General features: G+C 73.7%; 12 protein-coding genes and 2 rRNA genes (1 of these 14 only partly in view). 9 read left to right on the top strand and 5 right to left on the bottom strand.

Features of this window, described 5'->3' with window-relative positions; translation table 11 throughout:
• From I4I82_RS22145 to I4I82_RS22180, 8 genes are all read left to right on the top strand, one after another.
• Nucleotides 1-1,479, top strand: a 23S ribosomal RNA gene (locus I4I82_RS22145) (it extends 1,636 nt beyond the left edge of the window).
• A gap of 146 nt (nucleotides 1,480-1,625) precedes the next feature.
• Nucleotides 1,626-1,742: ribosomal RNA gene (rrf, locus tag I4I82_RS22150) — 5S ribosomal RNA — on the top strand.
• A gap of 225 nt (nucleotides 1,743-1,967) precedes the next feature.
• Complete coding sequence (ssb, locus tag I4I82_RS22155) at nucleotides 1,968-2,495, top strand: single-stranded DNA-binding protein (protein WP_218594680.1); 528 nt, start codon at nucleotides 1,968-1,970, stop codon at nucleotides 2,493-2,495.
• Nucleotides 2,496-2,520: 25 nt separating this feature from the next.
• Nucleotides 2,521-4,197, top strand: a complete 1,677-nt coding sequence (gene ettA / locus I4I82_RS22160; RefSeq protein ID WP_218594679.1) for an energy-dependent translational throttle protein EttA — start codon at nucleotides 2,521-2,523, stop codon at nucleotides 4,195-4,197.
• Between the two features lie 70 nt (nucleotides 4,198-4,267).
• The gene (locus I4I82_RS22165; protein WP_218595982.1) at nucleotides 4,268-8,086 is read left to right on the top strand and encodes a hypothetical protein; all 3,819 of its coding nucleotides are present in this window, start codon (nucleotides 4,268-4,270) and stop codon (nucleotides 8,084-8,086) included.
• A gap of 136 nt (nucleotides 8,087-8,222) precedes the next feature.
• Nucleotides 8,223-12,884, top strand: a complete 4,662-nt coding sequence (locus tag I4I82_RS22170; RefSeq protein WP_225920648.1) for an NAD-glutamate dehydrogenase — start codon at nucleotides 8,223-8,225, stop codon at nucleotides 12,882-12,884.
• A 30-nt stretch (nucleotides 12,885-12,914) separates the two neighbouring features.
• The gene (locus tag I4I82_RS22175) at nucleotides 12,915-13,328 is read left to right on the top strand and encodes an acyl-CoA thioesterase (protein ID WP_218593099.1); all 414 of its coding nucleotides are present in this window, start codon (nucleotides 12,915-12,917) and stop codon (nucleotides 13,326-13,328) included.
• A 73-nt stretch (nucleotides 13,329-13,401) separates the two neighbouring features.
• Complete coding sequence (locus I4I82_RS22180; protein WP_218593100.1) at nucleotides 13,402-14,028, top strand: DUF8185 domain-containing protein; 627 nt, start codon at nucleotides 13,402-13,404, stop codon at nucleotides 14,026-14,028.
• Nucleotides 14,029-14,079: 51 nt separating this feature from the next.
• Here I4I82_RS22180 and I4I82_RS22185 read toward each other — a convergent pair whose 3' ends face one another.
• A complete protein-coding gene (locus tag I4I82_RS22185) occupies nucleotides 14,080-15,588 on the bottom strand; it encodes an alpha-amylase family glycosyl hydrolase (RefSeq protein ID WP_218593101.1) in 1,509 nt (502 codons plus the stop codon).
• Nucleotides 15,589-15,731: 143 nt separating this feature from the next.
• On the opposite strand from I4I82_RS22185, the gene I4I82_RS22190 reads away from it, so the two are divergent.
• Entirely contained in the window at nucleotides 15,732-16,709 is a 978-nt protein-coding gene (locus tag I4I82_RS22190) for a DUF6925 family protein (RefSeq protein WP_218593102.1), read from the top strand.
• A gap of 4 nt (nucleotides 16,710-16,713) precedes the next feature.
• Here I4I82_RS22190 and I4I82_RS22195 read toward each other — a convergent pair whose 3' ends face one another.
• From I4I82_RS22195 to I4I82_RS22210, 4 genes are all read right to left on the bottom strand, one after another.
• Nucleotides 16,714-17,097 (bottom strand): globin, encoded by a 384-nt coding sequence (locus tag I4I82_RS22195; protein WP_218615498.1) that lies wholly within the window; start codon nucleotides 17,095-17,097, stop codon nucleotides 16,714-16,716.
• A gap of 22 nt (nucleotides 17,098-17,119) precedes the next feature.
• Nucleotides 17,120-18,082 (bottom strand): mechanosensitive ion channel family protein, encoded by a 963-nt coding sequence (locus I4I82_RS22200; RefSeq protein ID WP_218595984.1) that lies wholly within the window; start codon nucleotides 18,080-18,082, stop codon nucleotides 17,120-17,122.
• Nucleotides 18,079-20,166 carry a prolyl oligopeptidase family serine peptidase gene (locus I4I82_RS22205; RefSeq protein ID WP_218594412.1) on the bottom strand — a complete coding sequence of 696 codons (2,088 nt, stop codon included), beginning with the start codon at nucleotides 20,164-20,166 and terminating at the stop codon, nucleotides 18,079-18,081. Before I4I82_RS22205 ends, I4I82_RS22200 begins: the two co-directional genes overlap by 4 nt.
• Nucleotides 20,167-20,236: 70 nt before the next feature.
• Nucleotides 20,237-20,899, bottom strand: coding sequence for a pyridoxamine 5'-phosphate oxidase family protein (locus I4I82_RS22210; RefSeq protein ID WP_218594411.1), 663 nt, complete (start codon nucleotides 20,897-20,899; stop codon nucleotides 20,237-20,239).
• Nucleotides 20,900-20,920 lie beyond the last annotated feature (21 nt).

Below are 20,920 nucleotides of genomic sequence, written 5' to 3' on the forward strand. Positions count from 1 at the left end.
GGGTGACGCAGGAGGGTAGCTCCGCCAGTGAATGGTAGTACTGGTGCAAGCCTGTAGCCCGACATCCAGGTAAATCCGGGTGTCATATAAGGGTGAGAGGTGACGCGTAGCCGATTGAGGCGAAGTAGAGTGATCCCATGCTGCCGAGAAAAGCCTCTAGCGAGTGCTGTTGCGGCCCGTACCCCAAACCGACACAGGTGGTCAGGTAGAGAATACTAAGGCGATCGAGTGAACTGTGGTTAAGGAACTCGGCAAAATACCTCCGTAACTTCGGGAGAAGGAGGACCGGCTGCTGTGAAGCTCCTTGCGGGCTAGCGGTGTCCGGTCGCAGAGACCAGGCCCAAGCGACTGTTTACTAAAAACACAGGTCCGTGCGAAGTCGCAAGACGATGTATACGGACTGACGCCTGCCCGGTGCTGGAACGTTAAGAGGACCTGTTAGTCCTTCGGGGCGAAGCGGAGAATTTAAGCGCCAGTAAACGGCGGTGGTAACTATAACCATCCTAAGGTAGCGAAATTCCTTGTCGGGTAAGTTCCGACCTGCACGAATGGCGTAACGACTTGGGCGCTGTCTCGACCACAGACTCGGCGAAATTGCACTACGAGTAAAGATGCTCGTTACGCGCGGCAGGACGGAAAGACCCCGGGACCTTTACTACAGCTTGGTATTGGTGCTCGGTTCGGCTTGTGTAGGATAGGTGGGAGACTGTGAAGCGGCCACGCCAGTGGTTGTGGAGTCGTTGTTGAAATACCACTCTGGTCGAATTGGGTGTCTCAACCTCGGGCCATGATCTGGTTCAGGGACAGTGCCTGGTGGGTAGTTTAACTGGGGCGGTTGCCTCCCAAAATGTAACGGAGGCGCCCAAAGGTTCCCTCAGCCTGGTTGGCAATCAGGTGTTGAGTGTAAGTGCACAAGGGAGCTTGACTGTGAGACCGACAGGTCGAGCAGGGACGAAAGTCGGGACTAGTGATCCGGCACCACCTGGTGGAAGGGGTGTCGCTCAACGGATAAAAGGTACCCCGGGGATAACAGGCTGATCTTGCCCAAGAGTCCATATCGACGGCATGGTTTGGCACCTCGATGTCGGCTCGTCGCATCCTGGGGCTGGAGTAGGTCCCAAGGGTTGGGCTGTTCGCCCATTAAAGCGGTACGCGAGCTGGGTTTAGAACGTCGTGAGACAGTTCGGTCCCTATCCGCCGCGCGCGCAGGAGACTTGAGGAAGGCTGTCCCTAGTACGAGAGGACCGGGACGGACGGACCTCTGGTGTGCCAGTTGTCCCGCCAGGGGCACGGCTGGTTGGCTATGTTCGGAAGGGATAACCGCTGAAGGCATCTAAGCGGGAAGCCTGTTCCAAGATGAGGTCTCCCACCACCTTGCGTGGTTAAGGCCCCCAGCAGACCACTGGGTTGATAGGCCAGAGATGGAAGCCCGGCAACGGGTGGAGTTGACTGGTACTAATAGGCCGAGGGCTTGTTCATGACGAGTTGTTTGCATCCACTGTGCGACCCTGAACACACAACTACGGTGTGGTCGGGTTGCGAAGGGTTCTGCGATGGTTCGTCGTCGTGTTTCGCATCCATTAATTGCATACGCTTGATCAGCACGACACTTGGAAGATAGTGTTGTCGGTGGTTATGGCGGAGGGGGAACGCCCGGTCCCATCCCGAACCCGGAAGCTAAGCCCTCCAGCGCCGATGGTACTGCACCTGTCAGGGTGTGGGAGAGTAGGTCGCCGCCGACATCAAACCTGAATTTGTGGGCCCCCGCCTGACGGCGGGGGCCCACTTTTTTTGCGTGCAGGAAACCGTTCAGCATCGCACGGCGGGCCGACAGTTCTCGTTCTCGGCTTCGCGGTTGTCCACATCGTGCGTGCGCCATCCACAGAATCAGGGCGGGTCTGGTGTGGCCCCGGACGGCGGCGGCAGTCTCGATCTCGTCAGCACGACCACCGGACGAGGAGAGACCCATGAACCAGACCAGCGTCACCGCCGTCGGCACCGTCATCACGCCGATCCACCTTCGGCACCTGCCCAACGGCACCCCCGTCCTGAACTTCCGCATCGCGTGCAACGAGCGGCGCTTCGACCGCGACTCGAACACGTGGATCGACCGGGACTCGTTCTTCGTGGCGGTGAGCTGCTGGCGCCGCCTGGCCGAGAACACGGCGCGGTCCCTGCAGAGCGGCGACCCGGTCGTCGTGCGCGGGCGGTTGGTGACCAGGAGCTACGACACCGCCGACGGCCGGCGCAACTCGGTCACCGACCTCGAGGCCGACGTCGTGGCTCCCGATCTCACGCGCTGTACGGCCGTCGTGACGCGGGTCCGGCGGGCCGAGGCGCCGGCACCGCTCGCCGTCGCGGTGGCCCCGGCCGGCGCCACGGAGGGCCCGGCCGCGTCCGATCAGCCGTCGGACGACCCGTGGAGCGAGCAGCAGGCCCCGGTGGCGGAGGGCGGGCGTGAGCTCGTCGACGCCGTACCGGCCGCAGGGCACTGACCGGCCGCGAACTACCATCGTGGGCGTGGCGGAGTTCATCTACAGCATGCAGAAGGTCCGGAAGGCTCACGGCGACAAGGTCATCCTCGATGACGTGTCGCTCAACTTCCTCCCGGGCGCCAAGATCGGCGTCGTCGGCCCGAACGGAGCCGGCAAGTCCACCGTGCTGAAGATCATGGCCGGGCTGGAGCACCCCAACAACGGAGAGGCGCTCCTGGCACCGGGGGCCACGGTCGGCATCCTCCAGCAGGAGCCCCCCCTCAACGAGGAGAAGACCGTCCTCGGCAACGTCGAGGAGGGTCTCGGCGAGATCAAGCAGCAGCTCGACCGGTACAACGCGATCGCCGAGCAGATGGCGACCGACTACACCGACGAGCTGATGGAGGAGATGGGTCAGCTCCAGGAGGTCCTCGACCACGCCGACGCGTGGGAGCTCGACTCCCAGCTCGAGCAGGCGATGGACGCCCTGCGGTGCCCGCCGCCCGACTCGCCGGTCGACATCCTGTCCGGGGGTGAGCGGCGCCGGGTGGCCCTGTGCAAGCTCCTGCTCGCCAAGCCCGACCTCCTGCTCCTCGACGAGCCCACCAACCATCTCGACGCCGAGAGCGTCCTGTGGCTGGAGCAGCACCTCGCGAGCTACGCGGGAGCCGTGCTGGCCGTCACCCACGACCGGTACTTCCTCGACAACGTCGCCGAGTGGATCATGGAGCTCGACCGCGGTCGCGCGATCGGCTACCAGGGCAACTACTCGACGTACCTGGAGAAGAAGGGCGAGCGCGTCGCGGTCCAGGGCCGCAAGGACGCCAAGTTGGCGAAGCGGCTCGCCGACGAGCTCGCCTGGGTGCGCTCGGGCGCCAAGGCGCGGCAGGCCAAGAGCCGGGCGCGGCTCGGCCGTTACGAGGAGATGGCCGCGGAGGCCGACAAGCACCGCAAGCTCGACTTCGAGGAGATCCAGATCCCGCCGGGCCCGCGCCTGGGCAACACCGTCGTCGAGGTCGACCACCTCGACAAGGGCTTCGACGGCCGGGTGCTGATCAAGGACCTGTCCTTCTCGCTGCCCCGCAACGGCATCGTCGGCGTGATCGGGCCCAACGGCGTCGGCAAGACCACGCTGTTCAAGACGATCGTCGGGCTGGAGCACGCCGACTCGGGCACGGTGAAGGTCGGCGACACGGTCAAGCTGTCCTACGTCGACCAGAACCGCGGCGGCATCGACCCGAAGAAGAACGTGTGGGAGGTCGTCTCCGACGGCCTCGACCACATCCAGGTCGGACAGACCGAGATGCCGTCGCGGGCCTACGTCGCGGCGTTCGGGTTCAAGGGGCCCGACCAGCAGAAGCCGGCAGGCGTCCTCTCCGGCGGAGAGCGCAACCGGCTCAACCTCGCGCTCACGCTCAAGGAGGGGGGCAACCTCATCCTCCTCGACGAGCCCACCAACGACCTCGACGTCGAGACCCTGGGTTCGCTGGAGAACGCGCTGGAGCAGTTCCCCGGCTGTGCGGTGGTCATCTCGCACGACCGGTGGTTCCTCGACAGGGTCTGCACCCACATCCTGGCGTGGGAGGGCACCGACGAGAACCCGGCGTCGTGGTTCTGGTTCGAGGGCAACTTCGAGGCCTACGAGGCCAACAAGCTGAAGCGGCTGGGTGCGGAGGCCGCGCGCCCGCACCGGGTCACCCACCGTAAGCTCACGCGCGACTGAGCGCGGGCGTTACCCCGGCCGGTGGAGTCCGGTGGCTCATCCGGGGGTGCCCGGCACTTCGGGAGGTCACGTGGAGTCGGCGAGCACCCAGGGGTCGTCCGTTCCTCCGCCGGCGGTGCCGGCGGCGGTGCGGTCCCTGCGCTGGGCCCGGCCCGACCTCGCGGGGGTGCTGTCCGAGCACCTGATGGAGTCGGCGTCGGCGGTCTCCGACCGCGACGCCTGGCTCCTGGCCACCGGTTGGCGGGTGCACGCGGCATCGGCGGTCGGTGACGGCCGGAAGATCGCCTCCGACGTCCTCGAGGCCCTGCCGCGCTGGGGGGCCGACGCGCTCTCGGCGCCGGCCGCGGCGCGGCTGCGGCTCGAGCTGGCGGTGCTCGCCCACGGCGCGGGGGAGAATCTGGCGTCGCGGGCACTGCTCGACACCCTCCCCGGTGCCGGGGCCGATGCGGAGTTCGCGGCCGACGTCGCGGTCGCGCGGCTGCGCTGCGGTGACGACGGTCCGCTCGACCCGACCGAGGCGCTCGCCGCGTGGGCGCGGGTGGGCGGGGCGGCAGCGGAGATCGGGTCGGCGACGGCGCTGCTGGTCGCGGCGTCGGCCGATCGCCGGCTCGGGCGCTCCGACAGCGCGGTGACGCGCTCGGTCGACGGGCTCGGTCGGCTCGACCGCGCGCGCACTTCGCCGCAGGCGCTGAGCCCGTCCCCGCACCTCGCGGCCGCGCTGGCCGCGGAGTGGATCTCGTCGCTCATCGCGGCGGGTCGTTCGGACCAGGCGAGCGAGGGCAGCCGCCCGCTGCGGTCGCGGCTCGTCGAGCACGCGCGCCCGACACGCCAGCTGGCGCTGCTGCGGCTCACCCTGACCCGGGTCGTCGCCGAGGAGGGTCGCGGCACGGGGGCCGACGTGTCACAGGAGCTGGAGCGGGCGGCGCACGCCGCCGCCGCCAGCGACGCCCCTGAGCTGGAGTTCATCTGCCGGACCGCACTGGGGGAGGTCCACGAGAAGGCGGGCCGGCCCGAGGCGTCGGCGGAGTCGGTGCGCCTCGCCGTCGTCGCCGAGCGCCGCCACCGGGCCCGCGTCGCGCGCTTCCGCACTGCGCTGGTGTCGCTGCCGGGGATCCTGTCGCTGGGCCCGGCCGCGCAGCCCGGCGGCGTCACGCGTCCGGGGCAGGGCGCGGCGACGGGGGATCCCGGCCGCGCCGCGCCCTCGCCAGCTGCCTCGAACGGCCGGGCGGTCGAACCCGAGCGCGGCCGTGGCGAGGCCGTCGGGCGGCGTCGGGCGCCGGATCCGGACGGGTCGGGCGATTCCCGGCGGGTTCAGGGCTCGGCTGAGCGGACGGCGGGGCTGCGCACGGCCCAGGCGGCGTCGATGGCGGACGACGGAGCGACCCGGGGCGGTGACGCGAGCGCTGGCGGCACCGGTGACACGGCCGCCGGTGGCGCCGGTGCTGCAGCTGAGGAGTCTGCCGGCGCCGGGCGTGCCGGCGGTGGGACCGCCGGCGCCGGTGCGCCTGGTGCCGCGGGTTCTGCCGAAGGCGGGGCGGCCGGTGCGGGCGGGCGGCGTCGTCGGCGGGAGGAGGACGCCGCGACGTCGAGCGGGTCGTCGGCCGGGTCCGCGTCGTCAGGCGCCGGGAACGCGGCGCGGCGCGGCGAGGACCGCGAGCCCGGTACGGGTGCGGCGGCTGGCTGGCCCGGCACCGCGTGGGCCCCACCGGCACGAGTCGCCGCGGCCACCGGTTCGGACGGCGGTGGCGCGGCCGCTTCCGGACGGAACGGAACAGGGCGCGAGGAGCCCGGGCGCACGGGTGGCCCCCGTGGCGCGAACGGGTCGACCTCGCGTGCTCCGGGTGCGACCGCGTCGGGTGCCGACAGCGCGGAGGGCCGAGGACGCAACGGCGCGTCCGGCACGGGGGGCAGCGGGGCCTGGCCCGCCGATCCCTGGGCCACCGGGATGTGGTCGGCGGGGTCGACGCTGGACCCCGCCCGGGACGGCGCCTCGGAGGCTCCCACCCAGGCGCTGCGCGCGTACCGGCCGGCGACGTCCCCGGAGGCGGGGAACGGCATTGCTCGCGGTGGGGGCGCTGCGGTAGACGACGGGTCTGCTCCGGCGGATCCGGCAGCTGGTGCGGGGCCGGGTGATCACTCGACGACTGGCGCGCCGACGCCTCCTGCGCCGACGCCTCCTGCGCCGACGCCTCCTGCGCCATCGACTCCTGCGCCGGCGACCGCCCCGGATCCGGCCGTCGTGTCGGCGCTGGCCGACCCGGAGGCCTGGTTGGCCTCGGCGCTCGCGGGGCTCGACCGGATCTGGGGGAAGTCGCCCGCGGAGGGTGGCGACGCGCACGAGACCCCGGTCGAGGTCCCGGCGACGGGCGCGGGCGAGTGCGCGGTCGTGCTCGACCTGGTGCGGGAGGGGCACCGGCTGTCTGCGGACGAGTCGGCCCCGACCGTGCGACGGGTGGCGCGCCGGCTGGCGCAGCGGCTGCCGGAGTCCGGGCGGCTGCGGCGCGACAGCCCGGACGCGGTGTCGGTGGTGCTGGCCGACGGTGACCGCGCGGCCGCCGCCGAGTGGATGCGCCGGGTCGTGCCGGCCCTCGTCGACGGCCTGGCGGTCGACGCCGCCGTGCAGGGCGCGCTGCTGCGCGCGGCCGTGCACGACGAGCACGGAGTGGTCGGGGCGCAGGTCCTGCAGCGCCTCGACGGCCGGGCCCGGCCGGCCGGGACGCCCGGGCGGTCGCGCCACGCCTCGCCCCGGTCGGACGCCGACCCCACGCCGGACCCGGATCCGCTCGGACCGTCGGGACGGGTGAGTGGTCGGGCGGCCGCGGAGCCGGACCCCCACGACGGTCGTGCACCAGCATCGGGCCGCCGAGCGCGCACGGACGCCGGCCGAGGCGCGGGCGCGAACGGGCGGGTGGGCGACCGGCACCTGGTGGACGAGGGTCCCGGACGGGGCCGGGCGAACGCTCCCGGTGCGGGCGCGGCACCCGGCCCCGCGCCGGCACGGCACGCCGACCACCCCAGGTCGTCGGACGACGACGCCGGCCTGCCGGGCAGCCGGGGCTACGACCCCTCGCACGACGACGAGACGGACGTGCTGGGCGGGTCGTCGGCAGGGCCGGACCCTGTCGATGGCGAGAGCCGTGCCGGTAGCGGGGCCGGTGCCGACGGGCCCGGCCAGGCCGGCCGTGCGGGTCGCCACGGCGGGGCCGGCCGGAACCGTGCCGATCGGAACGGGACCCGCAGGAACGGGACCGGTCGGGGCGGCGACGCGGGCGTGGACGGCGACAGGGGCCCGAACGGTGACACGGGCCGAACCGGCGCCACGGACCAGGTCGGCGGGACGGACCGGACCGGTGGGTCGGATCGGGTCGATGGAGCGGGCCGCACGCTGCCGGTCGAGCGCGCCGACAGAGCGGCCGGGCCGGCGGACGGTGCCGTCCGGCGGGGACGCGACGCCGACGCCGCCGACTCCCCCGGCGCGGCGAACGGCACGGGGCGACGGCCGGATCCCGTCAGCGCCGACGGCCGGGACGGGCGCGAGGGGCCGGGGGAGCGGCGGCCGTACCTGCCCGACGGGGTGGTCGTCCGGCCCGGCACCGGAGGACGTCGGCACCGGCGCGGCGACGGGTCCGCGCCGACCGGGCAGGACGGGCAGGCCGAGCAGACCGAGCAGACGGGGCGCACCGAGCAGACGGGGCGGAGCGAGCAGACGGGGCGGACCGGGGAGGCCGGGCGGGCCGAGGCCGACCCGGGACCGGAGGAGGCGGCCGAGGGACGGCCGGAGGCGCCGCGCGGCGGGCGCGGGAGGCCGTCGACCGCTCCCACCTCGACCGACGGCCTCGGCCTGGCCGACCTCCTCGCGGGGGCGCTCGCGGCCTACCGGGGCATCTGACCGTTCACTCGACCGGGGGGCCCGCGTTCGCCCGGTGGGAATAGGGTGGCGGTCCGATGACGAGACCCCGGAGCCGCATGTGACCACCGGCGAGAGGGCGACGAAGCCCGGCCCCGAACTGACGGCCCTGCGATCGTTGTACGCACGGCACGCCCCTGACCTGGACGGACTCGCCGGTGAGCACCTCCCGCTGCTGCTCGCGGCGGCCCGCTCGCACGTCGAGCTGGCCGGCCGGCGCGCGGCGGGGCAGGAGCTCATCCGCGTGCGGGACGCGCAGCCCGAGGGATCGGCGGACGGTCCGGTGGTGGAGATCGTCACCGACGACATGCCGTTCCTGGTGCAGTCGCTGCTCGCGGCCGTCGCGCGGGCGGGCGGCGAGGTCACGCGCGTCATCCACCCGATCGTCGTGGTCCGCCGCGATGCCGAGGGGAACCTCGAGGACGTGCTCACCGACGCCGACCCGGCCGCGCCGCCCGCCGACGGCACCGTCGAATCGTGGATCCACCTCGACCTGGAGACCTCGCACCTCACGCTCGACGAGCTGGCCGGGCGCCTCGGCGAGGTGCTGCGCGAGGTCCGCGAGATCGTCGGCGACGCCGAGCCCATGCTCGCGACGGCCCTGCGGATCGCCGACGGCCTGCCTTCGCGCGCCCCGGCCGGCGCCACCGCCGAGCCCCGCGACGTCGCCGAGCTGCTGCGCTGGCTCGCCGACGGCCACGTCACGTTCCTCGGCTACCGCCACTACACGGCCACCGCGGGCGGCGAGCTCGTCGCCGAGCCCGGCACCGGCCTGGGCGTCCTGCGCCGTGACGTCGCCGAGCGCGCGTTCGTGCCGCGCGTCGACGCCGTCCCGGGTCGTCCGGACCTGCTCGTCATCACCCGCGCCAACGACCCGGGCCCGCTGCGCCCCGAGCACCCGTACTACCTGGCTGTGGCCACCGTCGACGCCGAGGGTCGGCTCACCGGCGAGCACCGCTTCCTCGGGATGCTCACCGTGCCCGCGCTCTACGAGAGCGTCCTGGACATCCCGGTGATCGCCCGCCGCGTCCGCGACGCCATCCACCGCGCCGGCTTCCCGCTCGAGTCCTACTCGGGCCAGCAGATGCTCGAGGTGCTCTCGGACCTGCCGCGCGAGGAGCTGTTCAGCGCGGGCGTGCAGCGGCTGCACGACACCGCCGTCGGCGTGCTCGCCGTGGCCGGGCGCCGCGCGGTGCGGGTGTTCCTGCGCCCCGACCCGTACCGCCGCTTCGTCTCGGCCCTGGTGTACCTGCCGCGCGACCGCTACACGACGTCGTCGCGCCTGGCGATGGCCGACGTGCTGCAGCGGCGCCTGGGCGGCACGGCCGTCGACCACACCGCACGGGTCTCGGAGTCGGCGCTCGCGCTCGTGCAGTTCACCGTGCACGCGCCCACCGACGCGGCCGGCTTCGGCGACGTCGACGTGGCGGCGCTGCAGGACGAGCTGACCGAGGCCGTCCGCACCTGGGACGACCGGCTGCTGCAGACCGCGGAGGGCGCCGGGGTCGGCGGTCTGCTGGCCGGGGTGCCCGGAACGTACAAGGCCGCGGTCGACCCGCAGCACGCGGTGGCCGACCTGCACCGCATCGCCGCGCTGAGCGGCCCCGGCGACTTCTCGGTGCGCCTGCACGACGCGGCGGCGAACGGCGTCCGCCGCTTCGCGCTCTACCTCGCCGGCGCCCCCGCCACCCTGACGGCCGTGCTGCCGCTGCTGCAGCAGCTCGGCGTCGAGGTCCTCGACGAGCGCCCCTCGGAGTTCCTGCGCCCCGATGGGCTGCGCTGCTACCTCTACGACTTCGGTCTGCAGGTCGACGAGGCCACGCGCACGGCGCTCGCCGGGCGCACCGAGGCCGAGGTGGAGACCGGGTTCTGCTCGGCGTTCAGCGCCGCCTGGCGCGGTGACTCCGAGACCGACCGGTTCTCCGCGCTCGTGCTGCGCGCCGGCCTGCCCTGGCGCGAGGTCGCGGTGCTGCGCGCCTACGCCCGCTACGCGCGCCAGCTCGGCAGCCCGTACGGCGTGCAGTACATGGCCGACACGCTGCTCACCCAGCCCGCCGTGGCGCGGGCGCTGCTCGGGGTGTTCCGGGCGCGGTTCGACCCGGCCGTCGGCTCCGTCGAGGACCGGGAGCGCGCCGAGACCGCCGCGCTGTCCGAGGCCCGCACGCTGATCGACTCCGTCACCGGGCTCGACGCCGACCGCATCCTGCGCGGCTACCTGGCGATGATCACCGCGACGCTGCGCACCAACTGGTTCCGCGAGCGCGCCTTCTTCTCCTTCAAGATCGACCCGGCGCTCGTGCCGGACATGCCGGCGCCGCGCCCGCGCTTCGAGATCTGGGTGTACTCGCCGCGCGTCGAGGGCGTCCACCTGCGCTACGGCGCCGTCGCGCGCGGCGGGCTGCGCTGGTCGGACCGCCCGCAGGACTTCCGCACCGAGATCCTCGGGCTGGTCAAGGCGCAGGCGGTGAAGAACGCGGTGATCGTGCCGGTCGGGGCGAAGGGCGGGTTCTTCGTCCGCGCGGCGCAGCCGGACCCGGCCGAGGTCGAGGCCTGCTACCGCATGTTCATCTCGGGGCTGCTCGACGTCACCGACAACCTTGTCGACGGCGCCACGGTGCCGCCGCCCGACGTCGTCCGCCACGACGGCGACGACTCCTACCTCGTGGTCGCGGCAGACAAGGGCACCGCGCGGTTCTCCGACACGGCCAACGAGGTCGCGGCGTCCTACGGCTTCTGGCTCGGCGACGCCTTCGCCTCCGGCGGCTCGGTCGGCTACGACCACAAGGCCATGGGCATCACGGCGAAGGGCGCGTGGGAGAGCGTCAAGCGCCACTTCCGCGAGCTCGGCGTCGACACGCAGGTGCAGGAGTTCACCGTCGTCGGCGTCGGCGACATGTCCGGCGACGTGTTCGGCAACGGCATGCTGCTCTCCCCGCACATCCGGCTGCTCGCGGCGTTCGACCACCGGCACGTCTTCGTCGACCCGACGCCCGATGCGGCCACCAGCTTCGCCGAGCGCGAGCGGATGTTCGCGCTGCCGCGCTCGTCGTGGGACGACTACGACCGGTCGCTGATCAGCGCCGGCGGCGGGGTGTGGCCGCGCACGGCGAAGTCGGTCCCGGTGGGGCCGGAGATGCGCGCCGCACTGGGCCTGCCCGACGGCACCGAGCGGCTCAGCCCGCCCGAGCTCATCGCCGCGATCCTGCGCGCGCCCGCCGACCTGCTGTGGAACGGCGGCATCGGCACCTACGTCAAGGCCACCGACGAGACGCACGAGGCGGCGGGCGACAAGGCCAACGACCCCGTGCGCGCGAACGGCGCGGAGCTGCGCGTCAAGGTCGTGGGCGAGGGCGGCAACCTGGGGCTGACGCAGAAGGGGCGCATCGAGTTCGCGCGCGCCGGCGGCAAGATCAACACCGATGCCATCGACAACTCGGCGGGCGTCGACTGCTCCGACCACGAGGTCAACATCAAGATCCTGCTCGACCGGCTCGTCGTCGCCGGGGAGCTCGACCGCACCGACCGCAACGCGGTGCTCGTCGAGATGACCGACGAGGTGTCGGCGCTGGTGCTGGCCGACAACCGCGACCAGAACGCGGTGCTGGGCATCGCGCGGGCGCACGCCGCCGACATGACGAGCGTGCACGGGCGGCTCACCGCCGACCTCGAGGAGCGCCACGGGCTCGTCCGGCGCCTGGAGGTGCTGCCCGACGAGGCCGGCTTCGCCGCGCTCGAGGCGGCGGGGATGGGCCTGACCAGCCCGGAGCTCTCGACGCTGCTCGCGCACAGCAAGCTCGACCTCACCGCGCAGGTGCTCGCCACCGACCTGCCCGACGCGGCGGCGTTCGCGTCGCGGTTGCCGGAGTACTTCCCGCGCGCGATGCGCGAGCGGTTCCCGAAGGCGGTCGCCGGGCACCCGCTGCGGCGCGAGATCGTGACGACGCAGCTGGTCAACGAGATGGTCGACGGCGCCGGGATGACGTACGCGTTCCGGCTCGGCGAGGAGATGTCGGCCACCGCGACCGACGCGGTGCGCGCCTACGCCGTGACGACGGCGGTGTTCGACCTGCCCGCGCTGTGGTCGGAGCTGCGCGACCCGGCGATCGCGACCGAGGTCTCGGACACGATCGTGCTCGACTCGCGGCGCCTGCTCGACCGCGCGTCGCGCTGGTTCCTCACCAACCGGCCGCAGCCGCTCGCCGTCGGCGCCGAGGTGGCCCGCTTCGCCGGGTCCGTGCGGGCGCTGCGCGGTGAGCTGGCCGGGCTGCTGCGCGGGCGCGAGCTGGAGGCCGTGCGCGACCGCGCGCGCCTGCTCACCGAGTCCGGCGTCGGCGCGGAGTGCGCGCTGCGGGCGGCGGCGCTGATGTACGGCTACGGCCTGCTCGACGTCGTCGAGCTCGTCGAGCTGGCCGAGCGCGACCGGGAGCCGCGCGAGCCGCGCGAGGTGGCGGACCTGTACTACGCGCTGTCCGAGCACCTGGGCGTCGACATGGCGCTGACGTCGGTGAGCGCGCTGGAGCGCGGCGACCGCTGGCACGCGCTGGCCCGCCTCGCCCTGCGCGACGACCTCTACGGCTCGCTGCGCGCCATCACCCTCGACGCGCTGCGCGAGGCGGCGCCCGGGACGCCGGCGGAGGACGCCATCGCGCAGTGGGAGCAGGCGAACGCGTCGCGGCTGGTGCGGGCGCGGGCGGCGCTGCACGAGGTCGGGACGTCGGCGCGGCTGGACCTGGCCACGCTGTCGGTGGTCTCGCGGCAGCTGCGGGGCCTGGCGCGCTGACCCCGCGACCTGGGGTGAGAGGGTGGGGGCGTGGCGCACTTCGTCGCGCAGGTGCCCCTGCGCTGGACCGACCAGGACTCCTACCGGCACCTCAACCACGCTCGCGCGGTGACGCTGCTCGAGGAGGCGCGGATCGCGCTGTTCTTCGAGCGGGCCGAGGCCGACGGCGTCGGCGGGTTCGCCTCCGGGCTGCTCGTCGCCGAGCTCGGCGTGAGGTACGCCAAGCAGGTGACGTACCGGTCGCACTCGCTGCGTGTCGTGATGACGGTGGAGGAGGTGCGGGCGGCGTCGTTCGTCATCCGCTACGCCCTGCACGACGGGCCCGGCGAGGACGCGCCGGTCGCGATCACCGCGCACACCCGCATGGCCACGTTCGACCTGGCGGCCCAGCGTCCGCGGCGGCTGACGGCGGAGGAGAAGGCGTGGCTGGGGGAGTGGGCGTGAGCGAGCCTGCGAGCTCACCAGGGGACACAGCAGTGCCGCGAACGCGGCCGACGAGCGTCAGCGAGGAGGGTGCGTGAGTGAGCTGGCGATCCCCGACGCAGACGAGCGGGGCGACCTCGGCGCGTTCATCGGCCGGGTGGTGCGGCTCGACGCCGTGGCGACGGTGCGGCTGCGCGCGGCGGGAGGGGTCGTGACGGCGTGGGCCTCGACGCCGTTCGACGTCCTCGCGACGCGCTCGGTGCACGGCACGCTCGACCCCGCCGAGGTCACGACGCCGGCGTCGTCGCTGCTCACGGCGCTGTCGGTGGAGCGGGCGGGCGTCGTCAACCCGGGCGCGGGCGGGCTGTGGCAGGGCGAGCTACCGCCCGTCGACGGGTGGGCGGCGGTCGACGTCGTGCCCGCCGAGGAGATCGAGCAGCTCACCGAGCGCGGGCTGACCGTGGCGCGGGAGAACGCGGGGCCGATGGGGCCGCCGGCGTCGCTCCTGGACCAGACGGTGCTGACCGTCAGCGCGGGGGACGCCCCGGCGGTGAAGGTGCCGATGCGCTGCCTGTTCGCGCTGTCGGGGATGGGGTTCGTGGCCGGGGGTCCCGGCGATGCCGTGCGCGTGTCGTCGACGGGCACCTGGATGCGCCTGGATGCCCGCTACGGCGCCGTCGTGCGCCGCCGGCTCACCGCGCTGCCGCTGCTGCTGGCCTGAGGTCGTGAGTGGCGAACAGGGCCCTGGCACTGTTCGCCGCTCACGGGGCCGTCAGGCCAGCCAGACCGCGGTGTCCGGGGGGAGCAGGCCGCCGCGCAGCGGGCCCGAGGACAGCAGGACGTCGCCCGGGGGCAGCGGCACCGCCACCTCCCCGGTGTTCAGCGCGCACACCAGCGTCGACCCGGAGCGGCGGAACGCGAGGCAGTCCTGCGGGGCGCCGAACCACTCGACGTCGGTGCCGGTGAAGCCGGGGTGGCAGCGGCGCAGCTCGAGCGCTCGGCGGTACACCGACAGCGTCGACGCCGTGTCCTCCAGCTGGTCGGCGACGAGCCGGCCGGCCCACCGGGCGGGGATCGGCAGCCACGGCTCGCCGGAGGTGAACCCGAACCCCGGTGCGGCGCCCTCCCACGGGATCGGGACGCGGCAGCCGTCGCGACCGCGGTCGGTGCCGCCCGACTGCGCCCAGCGCGGGTCCTGGAGCAGCTCGTCGGGCAGCTCGACGTCGGGCAGCCCCAGCTCCTCGCCGTTGTAGAGGAACACCGTGCCGGGCAGCGCGAGCGTCACCAGGGCCATCGCCCGCGCCCGCGCCTCGCCGCCCCAGCGCGTGACCGGGCGGGCGGTGTCGTGGTCGGCCAGGGCCCACGACGGCCGTGCCCGCGTCGGCGCGACGGCCTCGAACGAGTCCTCGATCGCGTCGCGCACGGCGTCGGCGGCGAACGGGCACTCCAGCAGCCGGTAGGTGAGCCCGACGTGCAGCTCGTCGGGGCGGACGTAGCGGGCGAACGCGTCGTCGTCGCGGACGTCGACCTGCCCGACCAGCACCGTCCCCGGGAAGTGGTCGACGACGGCGCGGACCATCCGGTGCACGTCGTGGACGCCCTCGTGGTCGAAGCGGGGGTCGTCGCGACACCCGCGGGCGTCGGGCAGGCCCTCGGGCTTGCTCATGCCGTGGGCGACGTCGACGCGGAACCCGTCGACGCCGTGGTCGAGCCAGAACCGGACGGTCTTGTCGAGGTCGGCCCACACCTCGGGGTTGGTCCAGTTGAGATCGGGCTGCGACGGGGAGAACAGGTGCAGGTACCACTCCGGGTCGTCGGGCAGCCGCGTCCACGCGGGCCCGCCGAACACGCTCTGCCAGTCGTTGGGCGGCTGCTCGCCACGGGGGCCGCGGCCGGGGCGGAAGTGGAAGCGCTCGCGCTCGGGGCTGCGGGGTTTCGACGTGCGGGCGGCGCGGAACCACTCGTGCTCGACGGAGGTGTGGTTGGGCACCAGGTCGACGACGATCTTCAGGCCGTGCTCGTGGGCGTCGGTGACCAGCGCGTCGAAGACGGCGAGGTCGCCGTAGACGGGGTCGACGTCGCGCGGGTCGGCGACGTCGTAGCCGTGATCGGCCATCGGCGACGGGTAGAACGGCGCCAGCGACAGCGCGTCGACGCCGAGGAGCTCCAGGTAGCCGAGGCGGGCGCGGATCCCCTCCAGGTCGCCGATGCCGTCGCCGTCGCTGTCGGTGAAGCTGCGCACGTAGACCCGGTAGACCACCGCCTCGCGCCACCACTGCACGGGCAAGATCCTGCCAGGCTTCGCGCCCGGATGGCGGGGGAGTTGGTCACCGCCCGTAGTACGCGTCGCCCGATGGGCCGCACCGGGCGTCCCAGACCGAGACCCACCTCGACGGACCGTGTGAGGCGTGACACGCTCTGCCGATGGACCGGCCGACGGACCCCGCACTCGGCCCCGTCCGGGTCCTGGTCGAGGAGCACCTCGCGCTCGAGACGTCGTCGTGGTCGGCCGGGGCGCCCGGTGCGCTCGCCCGGCTGGCGCGGCTGCCCGGGGAGACCGCGCAGCGCGGGCCCAACAGCGTGGTCACCCCGCGCGGCGGGCTGCGGATCGTGCTGCCCGACGACGCCGTGGCGATCGCCTACGAGACGCCCTCGGCGCGCGACCCCCTGCGCTGGCACCACGCCGTCGCGTTCTGCGTCCCTGAGGAGGCGGCCCGGCGCGAGGGGCGCCGCGTCGTCACCGAGATCGGACCCGACGACGGTGCGCTGCGCCCGGCCGACCTCTCCGGCGTCCTGTTCGACCTCGGCCTCGGAGCGCCCGCCGCGGACGTGCTGGTGCGCACCGCCGACCCGGACGCCCTCGCGGTGCTCCGCGGGGCCGTCGGGCGCGACGCCGTCACCGGCGGCCTGCTCGGGCAGCTCACCGGCGTGGCGCCGGACGTCGTGGTCGTGACGGCGGCGGGGCGCATGGAGATCACCGCCCCCGGCGGCGGTACGGGGCTGCGGCTGCGGCCGTCGCAGGTGCGCCAGGAGCGGCCGCCGGCCGCGCACGTGCCGGTGCCCGACGGCTGGGTCCCGGTGCTGCGGCTGCACCCGGCGCACCCGGCGTCGGAGCCCGACGGGGCGCCGCTGCCCTTCGACGCCGAGCGCGACGCGGCCTTCCGCCGGCTGCTCGACGAGCACGGCGACCCGGTGCTGGGCGTGGTCGTGGCCGACGTCGTCGACGCGGTGCGCGAGATGCGCGGCCCCGAGACCATCGACCTGCCCGGCGACCCCGCCAGCCGGGCGGCCGTGGCCGTGACGCTGCGCCGGCTGGCCTTCACCGACGGCACGTCCGGGACGCTGGCGGCCTGGCGCGGGCACTACGGGCCGACGGTGGAGCTCGCCGACCCCGACGAGTGAGGGCTCAGAAGTCGGAGTTCTGCATGCTCGCCGCGGCGTAGGTCATGTACTGCCAGATCTGCTCGCGGTGGGCGTCGTCGAAGCCGGCCTCGTCGACGGCGATGCGCATGCAGCGCAGCCACGCGTCGCGCTCGATCGGCCCGACCTTGAACGGGTTGTGCCGCATGCGCAGGCGGGGGTGCCCGCGCTGGTCGGAGTAGGTGCGCGGACCGCCCCAGTACTGCTCCAGGAACATCCGCAGCCGCACCTCGGCCGGGCCGAGGTCCTCCTCCGGGTACAGCGGCCGCAGCACGTCGTCGGCGGCCACCTCCTCGTAGAACCGGGAGACGAGCTTGTCGAAGACGGGCGCGCCGCCCACCTCGGCGTAGAAGTTCTGCGGATCGCTCACGGCTCCATCATCCCCTGCTGCGTCACTTGGCGAGGGGCGGGCCCGCGGGCGGGAGGGCGGGGAGCAGGCCAGGGCGCGGGACATGGGCGTCGTCGAAGGCGTCGGTGAGGGCGGCGTTGAGCGCACGCTGCACCAGCCACTGCTTGCCGGGCGCGACCTTGACGGTGAGCCGCAGCGTCACGCCCTCCGGCCCGACGCGGTCGACGCCGAGGACCTCGACGGGCTCCAGCACGTGCGCGGAGACGTCGTCCAGCGTGACGCGCTCGGAGGCGACGGTGCCGATCAGGGCGGTGGCGTCGGCGATGTCGGCGCTGTGGGCCACCGGGATGTCGACGACGGCGACGGCGTAGCCCTGGCTCTTGTTGCCCACACGCAGGATCTCGCCGTTGCGGACGTACCAGACGGTGCCGTTGATGTCGCGCAGCGTCGTGATCCGCAGGCCGACCGCCTCGACGGTGCCGCTGGCCTCGCCGAGGTCGACGATGTCGCCGACGCCGTACTGGTCCTCCATGAGCATGAACATGCCGGACAGGAAGTCGCGGACGAGGTTCTGCGCGCCGAAGCCGACCGCCACACCGACGATTCCGGCGGACGCCAGGATCGGGCCGAGGTTCACGCCGAACTCCGACAGCACCATGATCGCGGCGATGGTCAGGACGATCACCGAGATGGTCGAGCGCAGCACCGAGCCGATGGTGCGGGCGCGCTGGGCGCGCCGCACCGGTGCGGCCGCGGCCGCCGCAGCGGAGGCGCGCCGGGGGAGCCGGGCGTTGGCCGCGCCGTCGACGACGCGGGAGACCAGCCGGTGCAGCAGGTACCGGGCGAGGATCGCCAGCACCAGCACCAGGCCGATCCGCATCGAGGTGCCGACGATCGCGTCGGCCGAGCGCGCGAGGAAGTCGTTGTTGGTCCACTGGTAGAAGCGGGCGCACCAGGTGCCGGCCTCGGAGGCGCAGGCGGGCTGTTCGGGGAGCAGGTCGTTCACGGGGCCATCCTTCGTGTCGCGAGTTCCAGTCCGGTGTGCGCGGCCAGGAACGCGAGCTGGTCGGCGGCGAGGCCGACGGTGCGGGAGACCGAGCGGGCGCCGTGGCCCACGTCGGTCTCGCGGCGCAGCAGGATCGGGGCCCCGCCCGCCGTGGCGTGCTGCAGGGCCGCGCACATCTTGCGGGCGTGCAGGGGGTCGACGCGGGTGTCGGACTCGAACACGGTGAACAGCGTCGCCGGGTAGTCGACGCCGTCGGTGACGTGGTGGTAGGGCGAGTAGGACAGCAGCCAGCCCAGCTCCGTGGGGTCGTCGGCCGTGCCGTACTCCTCGTTCCAGGTGCGCCCGAGCGAGAACTCCTCGTAGCGCACCATGTCCAGCAGCGGGGCGGAGCAGACCACCGCGGCGTAGAGGTCGGGGCGCTGGACGAGCGCGGCGCCCACGAGCAGGCCGCCGTTGGATCCGCCCATGATCGAGAGCTGTCGCGGGGTGGTGTCGCCCACGTCGACCAGGGCCTGCGCGGCGGCGTGCAGGTCGTCGAAAGTGTGCTGCTTGTGGCCGCGGTTGCCGGCGCGGTGCCAGTCCTCGCCCTCCTCGCCGCCTCCGCGCAGCGACACCAGCGCGTACCCGCCGCCCGCGGCGACCCAGGCCAGCGCGGACGCGGTGTAGGCGGGCTCGCGGCTGATGCCGAAGCCGCCGTAGCCGGTGACCAGCGTGGGGCGCGGGCCGTCGCCGGTGGCCGGGGTGACGACGAACATCCGCACGGTCGTGCCGTCGGCCGAGGTGAACTCGCGCTGCTCGGTGCGGACGTCGGGGACCTCGACCGCGCCCGGGGCGGTGGCCTCCAGCACCAGCGCGCCGGCCTCGTAGCGGTGCACCTGCGGCGGCGTCACGAGGTCGGTCCAGCCGATCCACAGCCTGCCGTGCTCGGCGGGGGTGTCGCGGTCGGCGACGGTGAGGCCGGGCACTGAGCCCGTGCCCGGCAGCGCCACGGCCTCCGCGGGCGTGCCGTCGGGGTGGTGCAGCGCGAGCTCGGAGACGGCGTGCCGGGAGCGCAGGACGGCCAGGCGGGGGGCGTCGCCGTCGAGCAGGACGACGGCGTCGAGCACCGACCCCGGGTCCTCGTCGACGAGCGGGCGCCAGTTCCCGCGCCCGGGCGTCGACGGGTCGGTGACGGCGAGGCGCCAGCGCGGGGCGCCGTCGGTCGTGAGCAGGTAGAGGCGGCCGTCGCGGTCGACCCACGCGCTGCACTGCACGTCGTCGTCCTGGGCGAGCACGCGCTCGAGGTCGCCGCCGACCGGACCGACCCACAGGCTGTCGCGCCGGGCCGTGCCGACGTTGGCGGTGACGACCATCCACGCGCCGTCGCGGGACACGCGGACGCCGTAGTAGTTGTGGCCGTCGTAGAGGCCGGGGGCCTCGACCAGCACGTCGTCGGTGGTGGGCGTGCCGATGCGGTGGCGCCAGATGCGTCGGTGGAACGCCTGCTGCCCCTCGGGCACCTCGGCGGCGTCGACCATCCGCACGAACAGGAACTCCTCGCCGCCGGGCAGCCACGCGACGGCGGAGTAGCGGCAGCGGTCGATCGGCGGCTCGACGTCCTCGCCGGTGGCGACGTCGAGCACGTGCAGCACCGACTGCTCGTCGCCGCCCGCGGAGAGCTGGTAGGCCAGGCGGCGGCCCTCGAGGTCGGGGGCCCAGCCGTCGATGGTGGTGAGGCCGGTGGGGTCGATCGCGATCGGGTCGAGCAGCACCCGCTCGGTGCCGTCGGGCTCGCGGACCAGCACGACGGCGTGCTCCTGGCCGGGCTCGCGGCGCACCGAGAACCGACGCCCGGCCCGCCACAGCGGCACCGACACCGAGCCCGACGACAGCAGCGTGCGCAGGTGCCCGGCCAGCGCCTCGCGGCCGGGGAGGCCGTCGAGGTGCGCGGAGGCCAGCTCGTCCTGGGCGGCCGACCAGGCCTTCGTACGCGGGTCGGCGGCGTCCTCGAGCCAGCGGTAGGGGTCGGCGACGCGGTGCCCGTGCAGGGTCTCGACGAGGTCGAGCCGTTCGGCGGCGGGGTAGGACGTGCTCTGGTCGCTCACGCGGACCGAGGTTAGTTCACCCGGCCGGGTGTCCGGCCGCCCCTGCTGACCAGCACCTCGTCCCGTCGGCTCAGTCCCGGCGGCCGCCGACGTGCCCGGCCACCGGCGTGGTGGCGGGGAGCAGGGGGCACGGCTCGGGCTCGCCGAACACCGTGCGCACCGGCAGCACGCCCGACCAGCGGCCGGTGGGGACGTCGTCGGCGACGTCCTCGTCGTCGTCGAGCGGCGGGCCGGTGCGCACCTTGAGGCTGGCCTCGGTGAGGTCGAGGGCGAGCACGGCGGTGGCGGCGAGCTCCTTGCGGTCGGGCCCGCGGGCGTGCTCCCAGGAGCCGGGGGACATGTTCTCGACGATCGCGCGCAGCCCGGCGAGGCGCTCGTCGTCGTCGGTGACGAGGCGGGGCACGCCGTGCACGACCGCGCTGCGGTAGTTCATCGAGTGGTGGAACACCGAGCGCGCGTAGACGACGCCGTCGACGTGGGTGACCGTGACGCACACCGGCTCGTTCCGCGCGGCGGCGCGCAGGGAGGCGGCCCCGGTGGAGCCGTGCAGGTAGAGGACGTCGTCGATGCGGCCGTAGCCGGTGGGCAGCACGACCGGCGACCCGTCCATGACCAGCCCGAGGTGGCACACCATCCCGGCGTCGAGAACGGCGTGGAGCTCGGAGCGGTCGGTGCGGGCGCGGTGCGGGAGGCGCCGGACCGTGCTGCGCGGGGTGGGGGAGAGCGTCGTCATGCGGCCATCCTGCCCGCCGCG

The sequence above is a fragment of the Pseudonocardia oceani genome (genome assembly GCF_019263585.2).
Classification (GTDB): domain Bacteria; phylum Actinomycetota; class Actinomycetes; order Mycobacteriales; family Pseudonocardiaceae; genus Pseudonocardia; species Pseudonocardia oceani.

What these genes read in the sequence shown, in the direction of transcription:
- I4I82_RS22190 (WP_218593102.1), top strand. Translation starts at nt 15,732, where the DNA reads ATGGACCGGCCGACGGACCCCGCACTCGGCCCCGTCCGGGTCCTGGTC.
- I4I82_RS22210 (WP_218594411.1), bottom strand. Translation starts at nt 20,899, where the DNA reads ATGACGACGCTCTCCCCCACCCCGCGCAGCACGGTCCGGCGCCTCCCG.
- ssb (WP_218594680.1), top strand. Translation starts at nt 1,968, where the DNA reads ATGAACCAGACCAGCGTCACCGCCGTCGGCACCGTCATCACGCCGATC.